Origin of the sequence: Microvirga sp. 2YAF29, from assembly GCF_052114605.1 — a bacterium.
Lineage (GTDB): Bacteria > Pseudomonadota > Alphaproteobacteria > Rhizobiales > Beijerinckiaceae > Microvirga.
Genome location: NZ_JBFRFB010000019.1, coordinates 1 through 15647 on the forward strand (window position 1 = coordinate 1; position 15647 = coordinate 15647).

A 15647-nucleotide genomic window follows, 5' to 3' on the forward strand; every position below is an offset into this window, starting at 1 on the left:
ACGGCTCCCCGCGCACGGCTTTTTTAGGCGTACACCGCGTCTTTCAGCGGAGGGCCTCCTGTCAACGGGCTTGCGACACCCACAGCAGGACCGTGCCCGATCCCACAATCACGACGCCTCGCGAGCGCGCCCCTCGGTGGATCAGGCTGAGGAGGGGTATAGCCAAGCTTAGGATCATTGTCAAGAACAAAGAGTGAACAAATACTATCAAGATGATGGTCAGATTTTTTGAATACGGCCTAGCTATGGGCCCTTCTCGGACATAGAGTAACGTTACCAAAGGGGAGAGGGCGATGTCCGGCTTGGTTTTCGATCTTGGCAAGAACAGCATTGATTTTGAAGCTGCGGCAACCAGAGCACCGGGTAAGGATGCTTTCCTGGATCGGGATCACAGTGCGGCGGTCGTCCTAGGCTCTGCCCCACTGAAGGCGCTTGAGATCCTTGCTGACCAGCGCTTTGAGATGGGGATCCTTTCTGCCAACGGCAGGATCACCTTGGATGGAAGCTTTGCGGAAGGCGTCAAAATTTACGTGGACGGCGAAGAGATCGCGACCATCGCTAAACTGACGCCGGGTGAGCTGACATTCGACTTCACCGCCAAAGCGACTTCGGAACGAGTGGAGGAGTTGATCCGATCCCTGACGTTCAAGGATACAACTGGCGGCGCCACATTCGAAGCGCCCAGTTTCATCGAGCTCTACTTGTCGGATACGGCCAATAACCTTGCCTATGTGTTGATGGAAATAGGCGACCCGGTCATCGGCACGGACGACGCGGATGTCTTCGCCGTGACCAGCAGCCTCATCGGGCGCGGCGATGAGCTGGATGGCGGCAAAGGAGATGATGCTCTTCAGTTGAACGGAGGCGGCGAATTCGACCTCCATCGGATGAGCAAGCTCGTCAATGTGGAGACGATTCTGGGGAGCGCTGCCTCGGATACGATTTCGATCAATTCTTCCCAATGGGCGGGAATTGAGAGTATCGATGGTGGAGGAGCAACCAATTGGCTGATGCTCCATGGCCTTGAAAGCGATCTGACGAAGGCGCAGATCGCCAACTTCGCGCAGATCCATATCATGCAGGATCATGCCAAGGTCTTTGTCGGCACGACGGACATTGCCAAACTCATCTACGGACGTTTCTCCGTGGGCGGTGAGATCGTGATCTCGAGCGGTACGCTGACCGAAATTGAACGGCAGGAGCTGCATCGCCGAGGGATCGACAGGATCACGACGCTCGAGGATGGGAGGACGACGATCCACGAGGCCCCGGAGCTTACCGCATTCGGCGATTCCGTGAAGGCCTCTGCCGGAGAGACGGTTTTCGTCGACAAGGACAGAGATGCTGAACTCGATGTCGATGCGGGCGCTCTCGCCTCTTTGAAGGTTGAGATCGACGGTGCAGGGAGCGCCGAAACTCTCGGGATCGCAGTGTCGGGCGGCTTAAGCCTCGGAGATGGACTGAAGCCCGGAAGTGAACTGTTCATGGCCGTCGAAACACCCGACGGCACCGTTCATAAAGTCGCGTTCGGCTATGTGAGCACTTCCATCGGGACGGGAGGCAATGTCAGTACCGTCAAGTTTCAGTTTGATGAGAATGCGAAGATCGAATGGATTCAGCAGCTCATTCGTTCGCTGACTTATAAAAGCATTGAAGGCGTCGAGAGCGACCGAAAAATCACCTTGACCCTGGAGGATGTCGCCACACGCAAATCGACCGGGAACGTGCTCATCAAGCCCGCCGTCGGCGATCCTCCGCCTGACCCTAATGAGCTTCCGGTCGGGATCGCGCTGAGCGGCGCATCGATCGACGAGAATTCCGCCGCCGGTGCTGTGATCGGCTGGTTGAGCGCGAAGGATGCGGATGGCGATGCGCTGACCTACGCCCTCGGTGACGATGCAGGGGGACGATTCGAGATCCGGGACGGCAAGCTCGTGGTGAAGGACGGGGCGAAGCTCGACTTCGAAGCCGCATCCTCGCACAAGATCAGCGTGAAAGTTTCCGATGGCAAGGCCACCGTCATCAAGGACTTCGTCATCCGCATAGACGATGTAACGGAAATGGTGCCGGGTGCGACGAGAGCGAAGAACGTACTCGTCGGCGGCATCGGTGCGGACCGGATCAATGGCGGCTATGGCAACGACAAGCTGACGGGCGGCGCCGGGGCAGATTTCTTCGTGTTCGATACGGCGCTGGGCAAGGGCACCACGCGGTCCAACCAGAATGAGAAGGTGAACTTCGATACGATCACCGATTTCAAGCCGGGCGAGGACAAAATTCTGCTCGACAATGCCATCTTCAAGGCACTCGGCAAGGGTTCAACGGCCTCCCCGGGTGCCTTGAAGAAGGGCTTCTTCAAGAAGAACAAGGCCACCGACAAGGACGACTTCCTGATCTACAAGGGCGGCGTGGTCTATTACGATGCGGATGGCAACGGCACGAAGTACAAGCCGGTCGAGATCATCAAGATCGCCAACAAGGCTGCGCTTTCAGCGGCGGACTTCCTCATCATCTGAGACGAACTGCGCTGCGCTTGTTCCCTCCCCCTTGCGGGGAGGGCTAGGGTGGGGGGCACAAAGTCAAAGTGCTGCGCTCATCCAGTAAGCATGACAGTCATACAACGCATCCCCCTCTCCTGTGTAGGAGAGGGGGCAGGGGTGAGGGAATGCCCTGTCCGGACACGGCATTCCCTCACCCGCCGCGCTAGCGCGCGTCGGCCTCTCCCAAACGGGAGAGGTTAAATCCGCGCTTTATCCTTATGATGGACAAGGGGATGACAAGCGCCTTCAAACGGGTCAAAGAAATCCTGCCGTTTGAAGGATTGCCGCCATGTCCACCGAGAAGCCCGTTCCCTCCCTTGCCGAGCTGCGCCAGGACATCGACCGGATCGATGAGGCGATGCACCGGCTGCTCATGGAGCGCGGCACCATCATCGACCGGCTGATCGCCTCCAAGAAGGCCTCCGACACGGGCATCAGCTCGGCGTTCCGGCCCGGGCGCGAGGCGTCGATGATGCGCTTGCTCGCCGAGCGGCACGAGGGGCTTCTGCCGCTCGACACGGTGGAGGGCATCTGGCGGGTGATCATCGGCACCTTCACCTATGTGCAGTCCAGCTATGCGGTCCATGCGGATATCTCGGCGGGGGATGCGCCCATGCGCGATTCCGCCCGGTTCCATTTCGGCTTCACGGTGCCCTACATCACCCATCCGAGTGCCGCGGCGGTGATCGAGGCGGTGGCGGGGTCGAAGGGCGATCTCGGCATTTTCCGCCTCGACCAGGGCGCCACGAGCGGTGCGTGGTGGCGGACGCTCGCCGAGAAGGACCGTCCAAAAATCATCGCGCGGTTGCCCTTCATCGAGCGGCCCGACCATCCGGCAGGCACCCCGGTCTTCGTGATCTCCAAGCCACTCACGGATGCGGCCGTGCGCGACGTGGTGCTTTATGCGGCTCAGTTCGAGCGCTGGCACAAGGGCGCGAACGAGGCGCTGACCCGCCTCGGCGGCGAGGTGGTGGCGAGCGCCGCCGACACCATGGGCCTCTCCGAGATGATCGCCGTTCCCGGCTCCCTCGAGCCTTCAAGGCTCCACCGGGAGCTCACCGAGGCGGGTGCGAGCCTCGTTCAGCTGGTCGAAATCGGCAGCCATGCCGAACGTTTCCACGTGAAATGATCGCAAAGCTGCGCTAGAGCATCGAACACAAAAGTGGGAACCGGTTTTGTGTGAAAAGATGCTCAGAACCAATTCTCATCGTATTCATTGCAGGAATTCGTCCATGTCCGCTCGTCCCGTACCCCGTCCCGGCGTGATGCAGATCGAGGCCTATGTGCCCGGCAAGAGCGCAGCCGCAGGGGTCGCGAAGATTCATAAGCTCTCCTCGAACGAGACGCCGCTCGGCCCCTCGCCGAAGGCCGCCGAGGCCGTGCGCTCTTTCGAGCATCTCGAGCTTTATCCGGACGGGTCCGCTGTGAAACTGCGCGAGGCCATTGCCGCGAAGTACGGCCTCGATGCCAACCGCATCGTCTGCGGCGCGGGCTCGGACGAGCTACTGTCGCTGATCACGAATGCCTATGTGGGGCCGGGCGACGAGGGCATCTTCACGGAGCACGGCTTTCTCGTCTACCGCATCGCGCTTCTCGCCGCCGGCGGTGTGCCGGTTGTCGCGCCTGAAAAAGATTACCGCACCGATGTGGATGCGATCCTCGAGCGCGTGACGGAAAAGACGAAGATCGTTTTCCTCGCCAATCCGAACAACCCCACCGGCAGCTACATTCCTTTCGACGAGGTGAAGCGCCTGCATGCGGGGCTGCCCAAGCATGTGGTGCTGGTGCTCGACGCGGCTTACGCGGAATACGTGCGCCGCAACGATTATGAATCGGGGCTTGAGCTCGTTGCCACTGCCGAGAACGTGGTGATGACGCGCACCTTCTCGAAGATCTACGGCCTCGCGAACCTGCGCATCGGCTGGATGGTGGCGCCCACGCATATCGCCGATGCGGTCAACCGCATTCGCGGCCCGTTCAACATGAACGGGCCGGCGCTCGCTGCCGGCATCGCGGCTATCCAGGACGATGCGCATGTGGCGAAGGCCGTCGAGCACAATGAGAAGTGGCTCGCTTGGCTCACGCAGGAGATCGAAGCGCTTGGCTTGAAGGTGACGCCGAGCGTCGGCAACTTCCTGATGATCCATTTCCCGAATGAGGCAGGCAGGACCGCGAAGGATGCGGATGCTTTCCTGTCGAGCCGTGGTCTCATCCTGCGCCGCATCGATGCCTATGGCATCCCGCAGGCGCTGCGTCTCACCGTGGGCAGCGAGGAGGCGAACCGCCTCGTCATCGAGGCTCTGCGCGATTTCTTGAGTGGCCGTCATGCCTGAGCGTCTTGGTCCTCCGCTTGAAACGCCGCTCTTCGAGCGCGTCGCCCTCGTCGGCCTTGGGCTGATCGGCTCGTCCATCGCGCGCGCCGCGCGGCACTTGAATCTCGCCCGCACCATCGTCGCCATCGATGCCAGCGATGCGGTGACGAAGCGCGTGCTCGAATTGAACATCGCCGACGAGGCGACCACGGATGTGACAGCGGGCGTGAAGGATGCGGATCTCGTCATCCTCTGCGTGCCCGTCGGCGTCGTCGGCGCTGTCGCGCAGGCGATGGCGCCGGGGCTTAAAGCCGGCTGCATCGTGTCCGATGTGGGCTCGGTGAAAGCCTCCGTCGTCGCGCAGGTTCAGCCGCATCTGCCGGCTGGCGTGCATTTCGTACCCGCGCATCCGGTGGCGGGCACGGAGCATTCGGGTCCCGATGCGGGCTTCTCCACGCTCTTCCATAACCGCTGGTGCATCCTCACGCCGCCGGAAGGCACGGATGCTGCCGCTGTCGAACGCGTGCAGGCCTTCTGGTCGGCGATGGGCTCGAACGTGGAGGTGATGACGCCGCAGCATCATGATCTCGTGCTCGCCATCACGAGTCACGTGCCGCATCTCATCGCCTACAACATCGTGGGCACGGCGGCGGATCTGGAGACGGTCACGCAAGGAGAAGTGATCAAGTTCTCCGCCGGCGGCTTCCGCGATTTCACGCGCATCGCCGCGTCCGATCCCACCATGTGGCGCGACATCTTCCTGCACAACAAGGAAGCGGTGCTCGAAATGCTGGGGCGCCTCAACGAGGACATCGCATTGCTCGCGCGCGCCATCCGCTGGGGCGAGGGCGACAAGCTGCACGACCTCTTCACCCGCACCCGCGCCATCCGCCGCGGCATCATCTCGTCGGGCCAGGAAACGCCGGAGCCAGATTTCGGGCGGCGGAAAGACAAGGCGTAGATACCACCTCTCATGTCATGGCCGGGCTTGTCCCGGCCATCCCGGTTGGAAAGGCGCAGCGCTCACCATGATCGGGATCACCGGCACAAGGCCGGTGATGACGTGGTGGCTTTACTCAATACAGCGGCTGCAACTTCACATTCGGCACCACGAACGGCCCCATCGCGAGCAGCCCGTTCTCCATCCGCAGCGGCGGCAGGGGTAAGAGTTTCGGCTGACCGCTGCCGCCGCCCGCGCTCGGCGCCTGGCCGAGCAGCGCGCCGAGCAGGGCGCCTGTATTGCGGCTGCCGGTGATGTTGCTTAGAAGGCCGTCGAGGCCCGCTGCCGATGCGCTGAGCTGACCCGTGGGGCGGTGCTCGGCATCGATGCTGAGATTGCCTTTGGCCTCCAGGCGGCGCGGGCCCTTGGCGGCGGAGAGCATCACGATGTCGAGCGTACCGCCGGCCGCGCGCCAGCGCTCCAGTTCCTGGGCGATGGGGCGTCCACGAAAGCCATTGGCTTGCGTGACCGTGACATCCGCGTTCAGGTCCGTGAGTTCGCTGCCGCCGATCAGCGCATCGATGAATGGAATGTTCGCCTGCCTGATCGCGAGCGCGGCATCATAGGCCTTCTCCTGAGCGCGGCTGGGATCGGGGCGCAGATGCATCTCGAGCCTTTGGCCGGAGGTGGTGATCGCCTGCGGCGCCAATCCGGTGATCGTCAGCTTCGGGTTCGTCGCGGCGAGCGAGAGGCGCTGGAAGCCGGTCGGCGTTGCATGGATGCTGCTCTGCAGAAGATCCCAAGTGCCCTGAACATTGGCCTTGCCGTCGGTGATGGTCAAAGGGCCGCCGATCTCCGCGATGACAAGGCGGGGCTGATAGACCTGGGCGATGGCCTCCACGCGCCCGAACGAGGCGTTGACGGATCCCTGCTTCAGGGTGAGCGTGGGACAGACGAGTTCGATGCGGAAGGGATAGCCTGCGATGGTGCGGTCCGCGCAGGTCCATTGCCGGCCTTGGGCAGCTTCCGCCGCGAGCCAGCCATCCAGCATGTCGCCGGCGCGGTTGCGGATGAAGAACCACGCGATGCTCCAGGCAACCGCCACCAGCAGAAGCAAGACGAACGGGGTATAGAGCCAGAAGCGGCTGTGGCGCCGGGCTTCCGCGGGGGCGGCATCGACCATGCAGGATCTCCTGTTGTGCTGCTGTCTGGTTACTGGTAGCGCATCGTGCGGAAAAGTGGATCCGGTTTTCGCGCGAACGATGCGCCACCATTAAGCGTAAGCATCGGATTAGTCCCAAAAGTGCAAGTCCACTTTTGGGTCCGATGCTGTAGCGCCGGATGCAGGCAAGGTTCGGGCGCAAGGCATCATGCAAGGCACACTGACGGACGGCTCTGACGATCTCTGGGTTTTCGGCTACGGCTCCCTCATGTGGCGGCCAGGTTTCCCTTTTACCGAGCGCCGTCATGCGCATCTTTACGGTTATCGCCGCTCCCTGTGCGTCTTCTCCCATGTCCATCGCGGGACGCCGGAGAATCCCGGCCTCGTGCTCGGTCTCGACCGGGGTGGACGCTGCCACGGGGTCGCCTTTCGGGTCGCACGGGAAGAGGCCGAGGCGACGATCCATTATCTGCGCGAGCGCGAGCAGGCGACGAGCGTCTATCTGGAGCGCCATCTGCCCGTGCGGCTGGATGACGGGCGCACCATCGCCGCGCTCGGCTACATCGCGGATCGCAAGCATCGGCAATATGCGGGAAACCTGTCCTTCGACGAGGTGCTGCGGCTCGTGCGCCAGGGGCAGGGCATTTCGGGCGCCAATCCCGATTACGTCCGCTCCACCCATGAGCATCTGCTGACGATAGGTGTCGTCGATCCATTGATGCGGCGGATCGTGGCGGAATTGGATCAGGAATCCTGAGGGGCAGCGAGATCCGCGCTCTCGCGCAGATCAGCCAGGATCGCCCGGCGGCGGGCATCGGTATTGGCGAGCCTGTGGACGTGAAGCTCTGAGGCGCTGCGGCTTTCCACGTCAGTGAGCCAGCGGGTGCGGGTGTCGGTCATGGGCTCGGGACCTGCCATCACCACGTCGATCACATGGGCAATGCCCGATTCGTCACGGCTTACGGCGAGCACAACGGCGTCGGTGACCTCCAGGAGCTCCTTCAGATCGAGCGGATGAATGCCGACGATGTAGCGGCGGCCCGATACGCCACGCCAGGAACTCAGCGTCGGTGAGGAGCGCAAACCTGCCGTTGCCCTCAAGGGTTCCTCGCGCACGCCAGCCCTCCGCATTCGCTCGTTGCGGAGATCCCGCATGGCCGTATTCCAGGATATGGTGCGTTTGTTCGCCATATGTTCTTATATGTAGGAACTGCGAGGCGATGCGTCAAGACGGCGAAGGCCTTGAGATATCAGGCTTTGCTGATGAAAGCCGTCGATTTGGGGGTAGTATCGAGGCCAAGCTCCGCGCGGCCCGATGCGAGGAGCCTGTCGGAGGCTCCCTCGACCCGCTCCTGCAGCAGCTTGAAGAACTCCTCGCGGGACATTCCTGGTGGAATCGTGTCCAGGATCTCGACGCGAATTGTACCGGGGCGGCGGATGAACTGGCGGCGCGGCCAGTAGAGGCCTGAGTTCAGGGCCACCGGAATGCAGGGGAAGCCGAGATTCTGGTAGAGATGAGCCACGCCGTATTTATAGGCCGGGGGAGCACCGGGCGCGCGGCGGGTGCCTTCGGGAAAGATGATGATCTGGCGACCGTGACGGGCCTCGTCCTTGGCCTGCGCCGTCATCCTCACCAGGGCTTGCGATCCGGCCTTGCGGTTCACCGGCACGCAGCGGGCTTTGCGCAGATACCAGCCGAAGAACGGAATCCACATCAGCTCCCGCTTCAGGATGAAGGTGGGATCGCCGAACATGGTCAGCAGCGCGAAGGTTTCCCACAGGGACTGATGTTTCGATGCGACGAGCGCGCCGCCCTCCGGGATCTTCTCAGCTCCCACGATCTCGACCTTCGTGCCCGCCAGAACCTTGAGAAGCCACAAGGACGTGCGAGCCCATGTCTGTACCCACCTCAGAAAAACCCGCCGCGGCAGAAGAACGGCCGGAATCAGCAGGATCAGCCACAGGATGAGATTGGCATAGAAGGCGACGTTGAAGATCAGGGAACGGATGGTCAGCATGGCTTCATGAAAAGGAAAAGCGGAGCCTCGAGGCTCCGCGAGATGTGCGCACCATAGCGCATCGTGCAAGAAAGTGGACCCGGTTTTCCGCCTTACGATCTCGGACGCTCAAGAAGATGGCGCTTGATCAGCCGGTCTGAAATCAGCGGAAAAAATCTTACTGCCAGTCCGGCTCGGCGGCGGCCTGCTGGGTCGGGGCGCCGCCGCTGATGATCACGGCCACGGAGGAGCGCTCCGGGTCGTCCTCGAAGCGGGTGCGCAGCCAGACGGCCAGGAATTTCAAGTATTCGGAGGCCAGCACCCGGGCGGTCGAGGGATTGTGCCACCAATCGTGGGGATCGATGGTGGCCGCCACGGGATAGGCGATCTTCTGCAGGTTCGGCAGGGCGTGGTCGAGTTCCACCAGCGTGCGGGGCATGTGGTAGTTCGAGGTGACCACGATGATGGCGCTGAAATCGTTCTTCTCCGCCCAGCGGCGGGTCTCGATGGCGTTGCCGATGGTGTTGCGGGCGCGGTAATCCAGGTCCACGCAACACTCGAACAGGCGGCGCTGGCCGGGATTGAGCCGGGAGATCTGGTCGCGGCTGGTCTTCTCGTTGACCCCGGAAATCAGGAGGCGCTTGGCATAACCCTTCGCCAGAAGGTCGATGGCATCGCCGATGCGCTGCGCGCCGCCGGTCATGGCCACGATGCCGTCCGCGCGGGTTTCGGGCCGCTGCTCGACCCGGTCGATGCTGTAGACAAAAGCGAGGAACCCAAGGAATCCAAGAATCGCGCAAGCCGCGCAACTCCAGAAGCCAAGGCGGAAAAGTCGCCGCGCCCATGAGCGCCGCGTCGGATGGGCATGTACGCCACGCATCGTCCAACCCCAGCCCAAGGCTTCAGTGGCGTCGATTGAGTTCGGCGTCGCCCAAGTCTGCGTTCGCGAGGTCATCTTGGACGAGGATAGTGCAGAATGCGGCAATGAAGAGGCAACCCTTTCAGGAACCGGTAACCATCACCATCAGCTATTTCCGTTAAGAAAACGTCTCACTGTCAACCGGGAAACAATGCCCGTGATCACCGCCACGAGCAGGGCGATGAGAATCACGACCAGATAGCCGGTCCAGCCGATGCTGAAGGCGCCGAACAGGGCCTCCAGCTGGTCGCCCGCCGGGCTCGCGCGCCAGGAGCGGGCGATAAGGCCGAGCACGATCGTCAGCACAAGGGCCGAGCCGGCACCGAAGGCGGCGCCGCGAAGGCCGAGCTTGAAGAAGCGGCGCTGGAATTCCCTGGCGATGAAATCGTCGTCCGCGCCGACGAAATGGAGGATATCCACCACCTCCCGGTTCCCGGCCATGGCGCCCCGCGTCGCGAAGATCACCGCGAGGCCCGCCGCGACGAGAACCAGGGTCACGAGGAAAACCCCCGTGCCGATGATGGTGTTGGCCATGGTGGAGAGCCGCGAGACCCACAGGGCATGGTCGTCCAGGCTCGCGCCGGGAATATCCCGTTGCAGGCTCTGCCGCAAAGGTCTGAAATCGGGCTTCGCGTCTTCCTGGATCTTGATGACGATGAGGCGCGGCACCGGCAGGTCGTTGAAGTCGAGGCCGGTTCCAAGCCAGGGCTCCAGCAGACGCTCGGATTCCTCCTTCGAGAAAGCCTGGGCCTCTTCCACGCCGGGCGTCTGACGGGCGAGCGCGATGGCGCGGCTGACGTCGTCCTCGATGGAGCGCTGCGGGTTGGGGCGGATCTGGATCGTCACCTCGCGGGCGATCTCGGAGCGCCATTGCGCGGAGCTTGCCGCAACCATCTCGGCTCCGCCGGCGCACAAAGCCGCGAGGAAGGTAAGAATGGCGATGACGGCGGCCAGCGCCTGCCCGCCCGCCGAATCGACAGGAACGAGGGGCGCGTTGCGGCTCAAGGAGGCGGGGAGGGAGCGCTTGTCGTTCCCTTGAACCTTCTGCGGCGGGGCCTTTCTCAGGCGAGGGGACCGGGCCGCGCTCATTCGTCGATATGCAGCCTGCCGTCGCCGAGCACGAGGCGGCGGACGTTGAGCTGATCCATGAGGCCGAAATCGTGGGTGGCGATCACCACGGAGGTTCCGAGCCTGTTGAGTTCGATGAAGAGGCGCAGGAGGCGCTTGGCGAGAGAGGGGTCCACGTTGCCGGTGGGCTCGTCGGCGAGCAGCAGGTCGGGCCGCACGATGAGCGCGCGGGCAATCGCCGCGCGCTGCTTCTCGCCGCCCGAGAGCACGGGCGGCAGCATGTGCATGCGGTCGCCCAAGCCCACCCAGCGCAAAAGCTCCACCACTTCGGCGCGGTAGCTCGACTCGTCCTTGCCCTGGACGCGCAAGGGGAGGGCGACGTTTTCGTAGGTCGTCAGATGGTCGAGCAGGCGGAAATCCTGGAACACCACGCCCATGCGGCGGCGAAGGCCGGTGAGTTCCATCTTGGAGATTCGCGAGACGTCCTCGCCGAAGAGCGAGATCAGGCCGCGCGTCGGCTTCACTGAGAGCAGGATGAGGCGCAGAAGCGTGGTCTTGCCCGCGCCCGACGGGCCGGTGAGGAATTGAAATGAATTGGGCTCGATGGAGAAGGTCAGGTCGCGCAGGACCTCGGGGCCCATGCCGTAGCGCACGCCCACATTCTCGAAATGCACGGACGCAGCCGCGCCTTCCTCATATTCCTCGTCGTAGAACGCTCTCACCCGCGCCGAAAACCTCTTGAGGGAGTTGGAAGAACCATGGCTGCTAGCCCGCCATGGAGCGATTCGTCCTCTTATCGCCCTTTAAGGTTAGCAAGCCATAAACTTGCTGGACGAAGACGCAAAGCGAAGCGCTCGCGGGACATTGCCGCAGGTTCCAGCATGATGGATGAATTGGGCAAGAAGATCTTATTTCCAGATGATGAGGACTCCAGTCGGTCAAGAACGTTCGCTTTAAGGGTGCGATGATGGTGGCTTGTCCGAAACGACCGTATTCGGAACAGGGTCGGTGCCATGTAGCGGATCGGCCCTCAGGGTGGCCACCCTCGGATTCACAAACCCAGGTGCGCCTGCACACCCTGCGTTGCCCTGGCCGCATAATACTCTCTGTTCATAGAGGAGACGACGCTACGGAAGGCGTGGCATCTGGCTTCCATTCTCTTGGGAGGGCCTATGGCCATCATCACTACGTCCGTCGTCAAAATCGGCCTCGAAAACGCTGTTGATCTACTTTACGGCGGCTTTTCTTTTATCGGATCCGGGATAACCGTTGCGTCTCAACAGGGCGTCGGCGTTTTTAGCGATGCGGGTGGGGTAGAGCTTCATTCCTATGGCAGCATCATTGGTGTCGGAGCAATCACACTCGAGAAAGGCGGAAATTCCATTCGCCTTGGCGAGACGAGCGTCCTGCATGGGTTTGGAGATGCCATTGCAATGGGCGGGCCAACATGGACCGGCAATTCGGTGATCAACTATGGCGTCATCGAATCCGGCAGCACCGCAATCAATCTGTACGGTCCAGGGAATACCATAGAAAATTACGGACGCATTGTAGGCGACCGTGGAATTACTATCCGGGCTGACAAGGCTTCCGATCAAGCCAGCAGTTTTTGGAACAAGGGGACGCTCGAAATCCGCGATGTCGGCAATGTCAATGCGTATGCGTATTATGGATCGCAAGCAGCCGATACCGTGATCAACGATGGCATCATCCGCGGCCGCATCTCGATGATGGGTGGGCAAAATCTCTATGATGGCCGCAACGGACGCATTGAAGGTGTCATCACCTGCGTCGGTGGCAACGATACGATTTACGGCGGTGAACATTCGGAAGTCGTCAATGTGTCCTATGGCACCAATTACGTGGACGGCAACGGAGGGCAGGATACCATTCAACTCGGCTTCGAATGGTGGGGCGACGAGGGTGAAACCACGTTGGATCTGAGGATTACAACGGCTCAAGCTACAGCGTATGGAACAAGCACGATAAGGAATTTCGAGAATATCCAGACTCTCGGGTCCACCGATAAACTCACCGGCAATGAAGAGGCGAATGTCATTTCTTCCGGCGCTGGCAGCGACACTTTGGATGGGTGGTATGGCGACGACACGCTCAATGGCGGCGACGATATCGACACGGCGTTGTTTTCGGGTTTCGCGGGCGCGCGGGTCGATCTGACCAAGCAGGGCGAGAAGCAGAACACCGGCTACGGCCTCGACACGCTGTTCGCCATCGAGAACCTGGAAGGCGGCTCTGGTTCTGATTGGTTCAAGGGCGACGACAAGGCCAACCTGCTCACCGGCAACGGCGGCAACGACACCCTGACCGGCGGCTTGGGCGACGATACGCTCGATGGTGGCTCAGGGATCAACACCGCCGTCTTCGCAGGCCAAGCTTCAGAAGCCCAGATCACGAATAACGGCGACGGCAGCTTTACCGTGACCGGTCCCGACGGCAGCGATCTCGTCAAGACCGTCCGCCTGCTGCAGTTTACCGACAAGACCATGGCCTTGTGGAACAGCGCTCCGACCTCTCTGGGGCTGTCAGCCTCGTCCGTGTCGGAGGCTGCGCTCGCGGGCACGCTCATCGCCTCGCTCTCGGCCCGGGACGCCGATGGCGACAGCTTGAGCTACAGCCTTGCCGCAGGCAGCCCGTTCCGGATCGATGGCACCAGCCTCGTGCTTGCCGGACCGCTGGACTTCGAGACGAAGGCCAGCCACAGCCTGACGGTGGTGGCCCGGGACGCCTATGGCGGCGAGGTGAGCCAGACCTTCACGCTCCAGGTGACGGATGCGGTCGAGTTCACGCCGTTCACGCTCACCGGCACGGCAGGCGCCGACCGGCTTGAGGGCGAGGCGGGCAACGACGTGCTCACGGGGCTGTCCGGCGCCGATGTGCTCCTGGGCGAGGCGGGTAACGACAGGCTCGCCGGCGGCGCGGGCAAGGATGTGCTCACTGGCGGGGCCGGTCAGGATGTGTTCGTGTTCGACASSCGTCCCAATAAGACGACGAACGTTGATCGGATCGAGGACTTCAAGGTGGCGGACGACACGCTTCATCTGGCGAGGAGCGTGTTCACGAAGATGGCGAAGAAGGGCGTGATCAAGAGTGCTGAGTTCTACCAGGGGCCGAAGGCGCACGATCGGGACGACCGCCTGATCTACGACAAGAAGACAGGGGCCTTGTACTACGATGCCGACGGCACGGGAGCGGCCGCGCAGGTTCAGATCGCGGCGCTCTCCAAGAACCTCAAGATGACCTACAGGGACTTCTTCGTCATATGAGTGCACGTACCACAATTGACAAATTCTCGATCACCGTCTGGCGAGCATCGGTTGCCGCTCTGAGTGCTATCTGCCTGACGGGCTGTGTTTCCAACGCTGCGCCAGGCAGCGCTGAAGCCTATGCGGCCTCGATACAGGCCACGGCGCTGGCAGGCGGGATCGCCAGCAGTGTCGATCCGACCGGGGTCGGTTCTGCCGCCGCGGGCATGGCCTTCCGGGCACAACAGCAGGCTCGCATGGCCCAGGCAATCGGATCGACGCCGATGGCGACCGATCCCGCGGCCGAGTTGGCACGAGCCCGGATCTATCAGCGGGCGGTGCAGGATGTGCAGGAGGGCCAGATCAAGCCGGAGGGTGAACCAGCTGAGTAAAGAATAACGCCGAAGTTAAGGAGGCAACGTATCTAGCCAAAAGCCTTGGGCCGCCGTGCTGAGTTTGCCGGTAGGACTCAATTTGAAGTATATTATTGTCAGACAGGTTGGTGACAGTTTAGAATAATCATGTAGATAGTATATCAATGAATCTAATTGCAATTCTAAGGAAGTTAAATAATTTTTAATGCAAAATATAATATTAAAATTGGTCGGTTGGTTTTGGATTTTTATAAATTAGACAATTTATAATCGATACATTATTTTTCTGCCCTTGGGGAAGATGAAGTATTGGTATCTAATGGGATGAAAGCGAGCTAAAAGAAGTCGCTCGATCTCTGCTTATAAAAACAGCCTATTTTTGCAATTGATTTTAGTGGATAGTGCTGTGTCATATAATGCGGTTGAGATTTTCTGGGTTCTGATCGCCTGTTTCAAGAGCTAGGTTCCTATAGCTAGGGTCAGAGGATCCTTAATAGACAGCTATAGAGATTAAACATGTGTCAGGCTTGTGCGCTTAACGGTCGAGGAGCCTCTTGGTCTGTATTTGATCATGATATCGGGTCAGGTAATGGCCGCGGCGTATCCGCTTTTCAGCGGGTATCGTCCCCCCATATTAGGGGCGATTTTGCTATCTCGACCTACGCAAGCATGGCGCAAGGTTTCAGCCTCGATGGAGTTCTTGACTCGATCGGAGATGCGGTGACTTCAACCATTGACGAGGTTTATGATTGGTTATCAGATAATATCTCGTCGCTGCCCCTTTCCGTCTTCAGTATTGCTGCGGAGATTGCGTCCCATCTTCCTGAAGTCCCTATTTTCGGCACGAAGTATTACTTGCCTGATGACGCTGATCCTAATGTTCTTGCTTTGATGTCAGGATCGCAATGGGCCAAAGGGACTGTGACCTATTCGTTCCCGGATTCGAAGTCCGACTTTAGCATCGTTAACCCAAGTGCATATGGATATAAGCCTTTGAGCTTTGAAGGGCAGCAGGGTGTTCGCTATGCTCTTGAGGGGGCCAGTCCAAGCAACGGTCAGTCAAAGATGACGA

The 15647-nt window shown here is 60.9% G+C and carries 13 protein-coding genes; 7 read left to right on the top strand and 6 right to left on the bottom strand.

Annotated features, from left to right (window positions below; translation table 11 throughout):
• Nucleotides 1-293: 293 nt before the first annotated feature.
• The 4 genes from AB4Y85_RS17730 to AB4Y85_RS17745 all read left to right on the top strand — a co-directional run bounded on the left by AB4Y85_RS17730 (nucleotide 294) and on the right by AB4Y85_RS17745 (nucleotide 5813).
• Nucleotides 294-2516 (top strand): hypothetical protein, encoded by a 2223-nt coding sequence (locus tag AB4Y85_RS17730; protein ID WP_441986249.1) that lies wholly within the window; start codon nucleotides 294-296, stop codon nucleotides 2514-2516.
• Between the two features lie 313 nt (nucleotides 2517-2829).
• Entirely contained in the window at nucleotides 2830-3669 is an 840-nt protein-coding gene (locus tag AB4Y85_RS17735) for a chorismate mutase (RefSeq protein WP_441986250.1), read from the top strand.
• A 103-nt stretch (nucleotides 3670-3772) separates the two neighbouring features.
• Nucleotides 3773-4873: a histidinol-phosphate transaminase gene (gene hisC / locus AB4Y85_RS17740; protein ID WP_441986251.1), complete on the top strand. Its 1101-nt coding sequence runs from the start codon at nucleotides 3773-3775 to the stop codon at nucleotides 4871-4873.
• The gene (locus AB4Y85_RS17745; RefSeq protein WP_441986252.1) at nucleotides 4866-5813 is read left to right on the top strand and encodes a prephenate/arogenate dehydrogenase family protein; all 948 of its coding nucleotides are present in this window, start codon (nucleotides 4866-4868) and stop codon (nucleotides 5811-5813) included. The genes hisC and AB4Y85_RS17745 overlap by 8 nt, the downstream gene beginning before the upstream one ends.
• A gap of 115 nt (nucleotides 5814-5928) precedes the next feature.
• Here AB4Y85_RS17745 and AB4Y85_RS17750 read toward each other — a convergent pair whose 3' ends face one another.
• Nucleotides 5929-6975, bottom strand: a complete 1047-nt coding sequence (locus AB4Y85_RS17750; protein ID WP_441986253.1) for a DUF2125 domain-containing protein — start codon at nucleotides 6973-6975, stop codon at nucleotides 5929-5931.
• Nucleotides 6976-7162: 187 nt separating this feature from the next.
• Here AB4Y85_RS17750 and AB4Y85_RS17755 point away from each other — a divergent pair, with 187 nt between their 5' ends.
• On the top strand, nucleotides 7163-7711 hold the full coding sequence (locus AB4Y85_RS17755) for a gamma-glutamylcyclotransferase (RefSeq protein ID WP_441986254.1): 549 nt from the start codon (nucleotides 7163-7165) through the stop codon (nucleotides 7709-7711).
• Here the strand turns inward: AB4Y85_RS17755 and AB4Y85_RS17760 are convergent.
• The 5 genes from AB4Y85_RS17760 to AB4Y85_RS17780 form a co-directional block, all read right to left on the bottom strand.
• Entirely contained in the window at nucleotides 7699-8109 is a 411-nt protein-coding gene (locus AB4Y85_RS17760; protein ID WP_441986255.1) for a hypothetical protein, read from the bottom strand. The two genes, AB4Y85_RS17755 and AB4Y85_RS17760, sit on opposite strands and share 13 nt — an antisense overlap.
• A gap of 95 nt (nucleotides 8110-8204) precedes the next feature.
• On the bottom strand, nucleotides 8205-8972 hold the full coding sequence (locus AB4Y85_RS17765; protein WP_441986256.1) for a lysophospholipid acyltransferase family protein: 768 nt from the start codon (nucleotides 8970-8972) through the stop codon (nucleotides 8205-8207).
• A gap of 157 nt (nucleotides 8973-9129) precedes the next feature.
• The gene (locus AB4Y85_RS17770) at nucleotides 9130-9831 is read right to left on the bottom strand and encodes a YdcF family protein (RefSeq protein ID WP_441986257.1); all 702 of its coding nucleotides are present in this window, start codon (nucleotides 9829-9831) and stop codon (nucleotides 9130-9132) included.
• Nucleotides 9832-9975: 144 nt separating this feature from the next.
• Nucleotides 9976-10959, bottom strand: a complete 984-nt coding sequence (locus AB4Y85_RS17775) for a cell division protein FtsX (RefSeq protein WP_441986258.1) — start codon at nucleotides 10957-10959, stop codon at nucleotides 9976-9978.
• Nucleotides 10956-11579: a cell division ATP-binding protein FtsE gene (locus AB4Y85_RS17780; RefSeq protein WP_441986270.1), complete on the bottom strand. Its 624-nt coding sequence runs from the start codon at nucleotides 11577-11579 to the stop codon at nucleotides 10956-10958. The genes AB4Y85_RS17775 and AB4Y85_RS17780 overlap by 4 nt, the downstream gene beginning before the upstream one ends.
• 531 nt (nucleotides 11580-12110) lie before the next feature.
• On the opposite strand from AB4Y85_RS17780, the gene AB4Y85_RS17785 reads away from it, so the two are divergent.
• Nucleotides 12111-14222, top strand: coding sequence for a cadherin domain-containing protein (locus AB4Y85_RS17785; RefSeq protein WP_441986259.1), 2112 nt, complete (start codon nucleotides 12111-12113; stop codon nucleotides 14220-14222).
• Nucleotides 14219-14593, top strand: coding sequence for a hypothetical protein (locus AB4Y85_RS17790; protein ID WP_441986260.1), 375 nt, complete (start codon nucleotides 14219-14221; stop codon nucleotides 14591-14593). Before AB4Y85_RS17785 ends, AB4Y85_RS17790 begins: the two co-directional genes overlap by 4 nt.
• Nucleotides 14594-15647 lie beyond the last annotated feature (1054 nt).

Bases quoted from the DNA above. Each gene is read 5' to 3' on its own strand.
- AB4Y85_RS17760 (WP_441986255.1), bottom strand. From the start codon at position 8,109: ATGCGGGATCTCCGCAACGAGCGAATGCGGAGGGCTGGCGTGCGCGAG.
- AB4Y85_RS17750 (WP_441986253.1), bottom strand. From the start codon at position 6,975: ATGGTCGATGCCGCCCCCGCGGAAGCCCGGCGCCACAGCCGCTTCTGG.
- AB4Y85_RS17775 (WP_441986258.1), bottom strand. From the start codon at position 10,959: ATGAGCGCGGCCCGGTCCCCTCGCCTGAGAAAGGCCCCGCCGCAGAAG.
- AB4Y85_RS17730 (WP_441986249.1), top strand. From the start codon at position 294: ATGTCCGGCTTGGTTTTCGATCTTGGCAAGAACAGCATTGATTTTGAA.
- AB4Y85_RS17765 (WP_441986256.1), bottom strand. From the start codon at position 8,972: ATGCTGACCATCCGTTCCCTGATCTTCAACGTCGCCTTCTATGCCAAT.
- AB4Y85_RS17790 (WP_441986260.1), top strand. From the start codon at position 14,219: ATGAGTGCACGTACCACAATTGACAAATTCTCGATCACCGTCTGGCGA.
- AB4Y85_RS17770 (WP_441986257.1), bottom strand. From the start codon at position 9,831: ATGCGTGGCGTACATGCCCATCCGACGCGGCGCTCATGGGCGCGGCGA.
- AB4Y85_RS17745 (WP_441986252.1), top strand. From the start codon at position 4,866: ATGCCTGAGCGTCTTGGTCCTCCGCTTGAAACGCCGCTCTTCGAGCGC.
- AB4Y85_RS17755 (WP_441986254.1), top strand. From the start codon at position 7,163: ATGCAAGGCACACTGACGGACGGCTCTGACGATCTCTGGGTTTTCGGC.
- AB4Y85_RS17780 (WP_441986270.1), bottom strand. From the start codon at position 11,579: ATGGGCCCCGAGGTCCTGCGCGACCTGACCTTCTCCATCGAGCCCAAT.
- hisC (WP_441986251.1), top strand. From the start codon at position 3,773: ATGTCCGCTCGTCCCGTACCCCGTCCCGGCGTGATGCAGATCGAGGCC.
- AB4Y85_RS17735 (WP_441986250.1), top strand. From the start codon at position 2,830: ATGTCCACCGAGAAGCCCGTTCCCTCCCTTGCCGAGCTGCGCCAGGAC.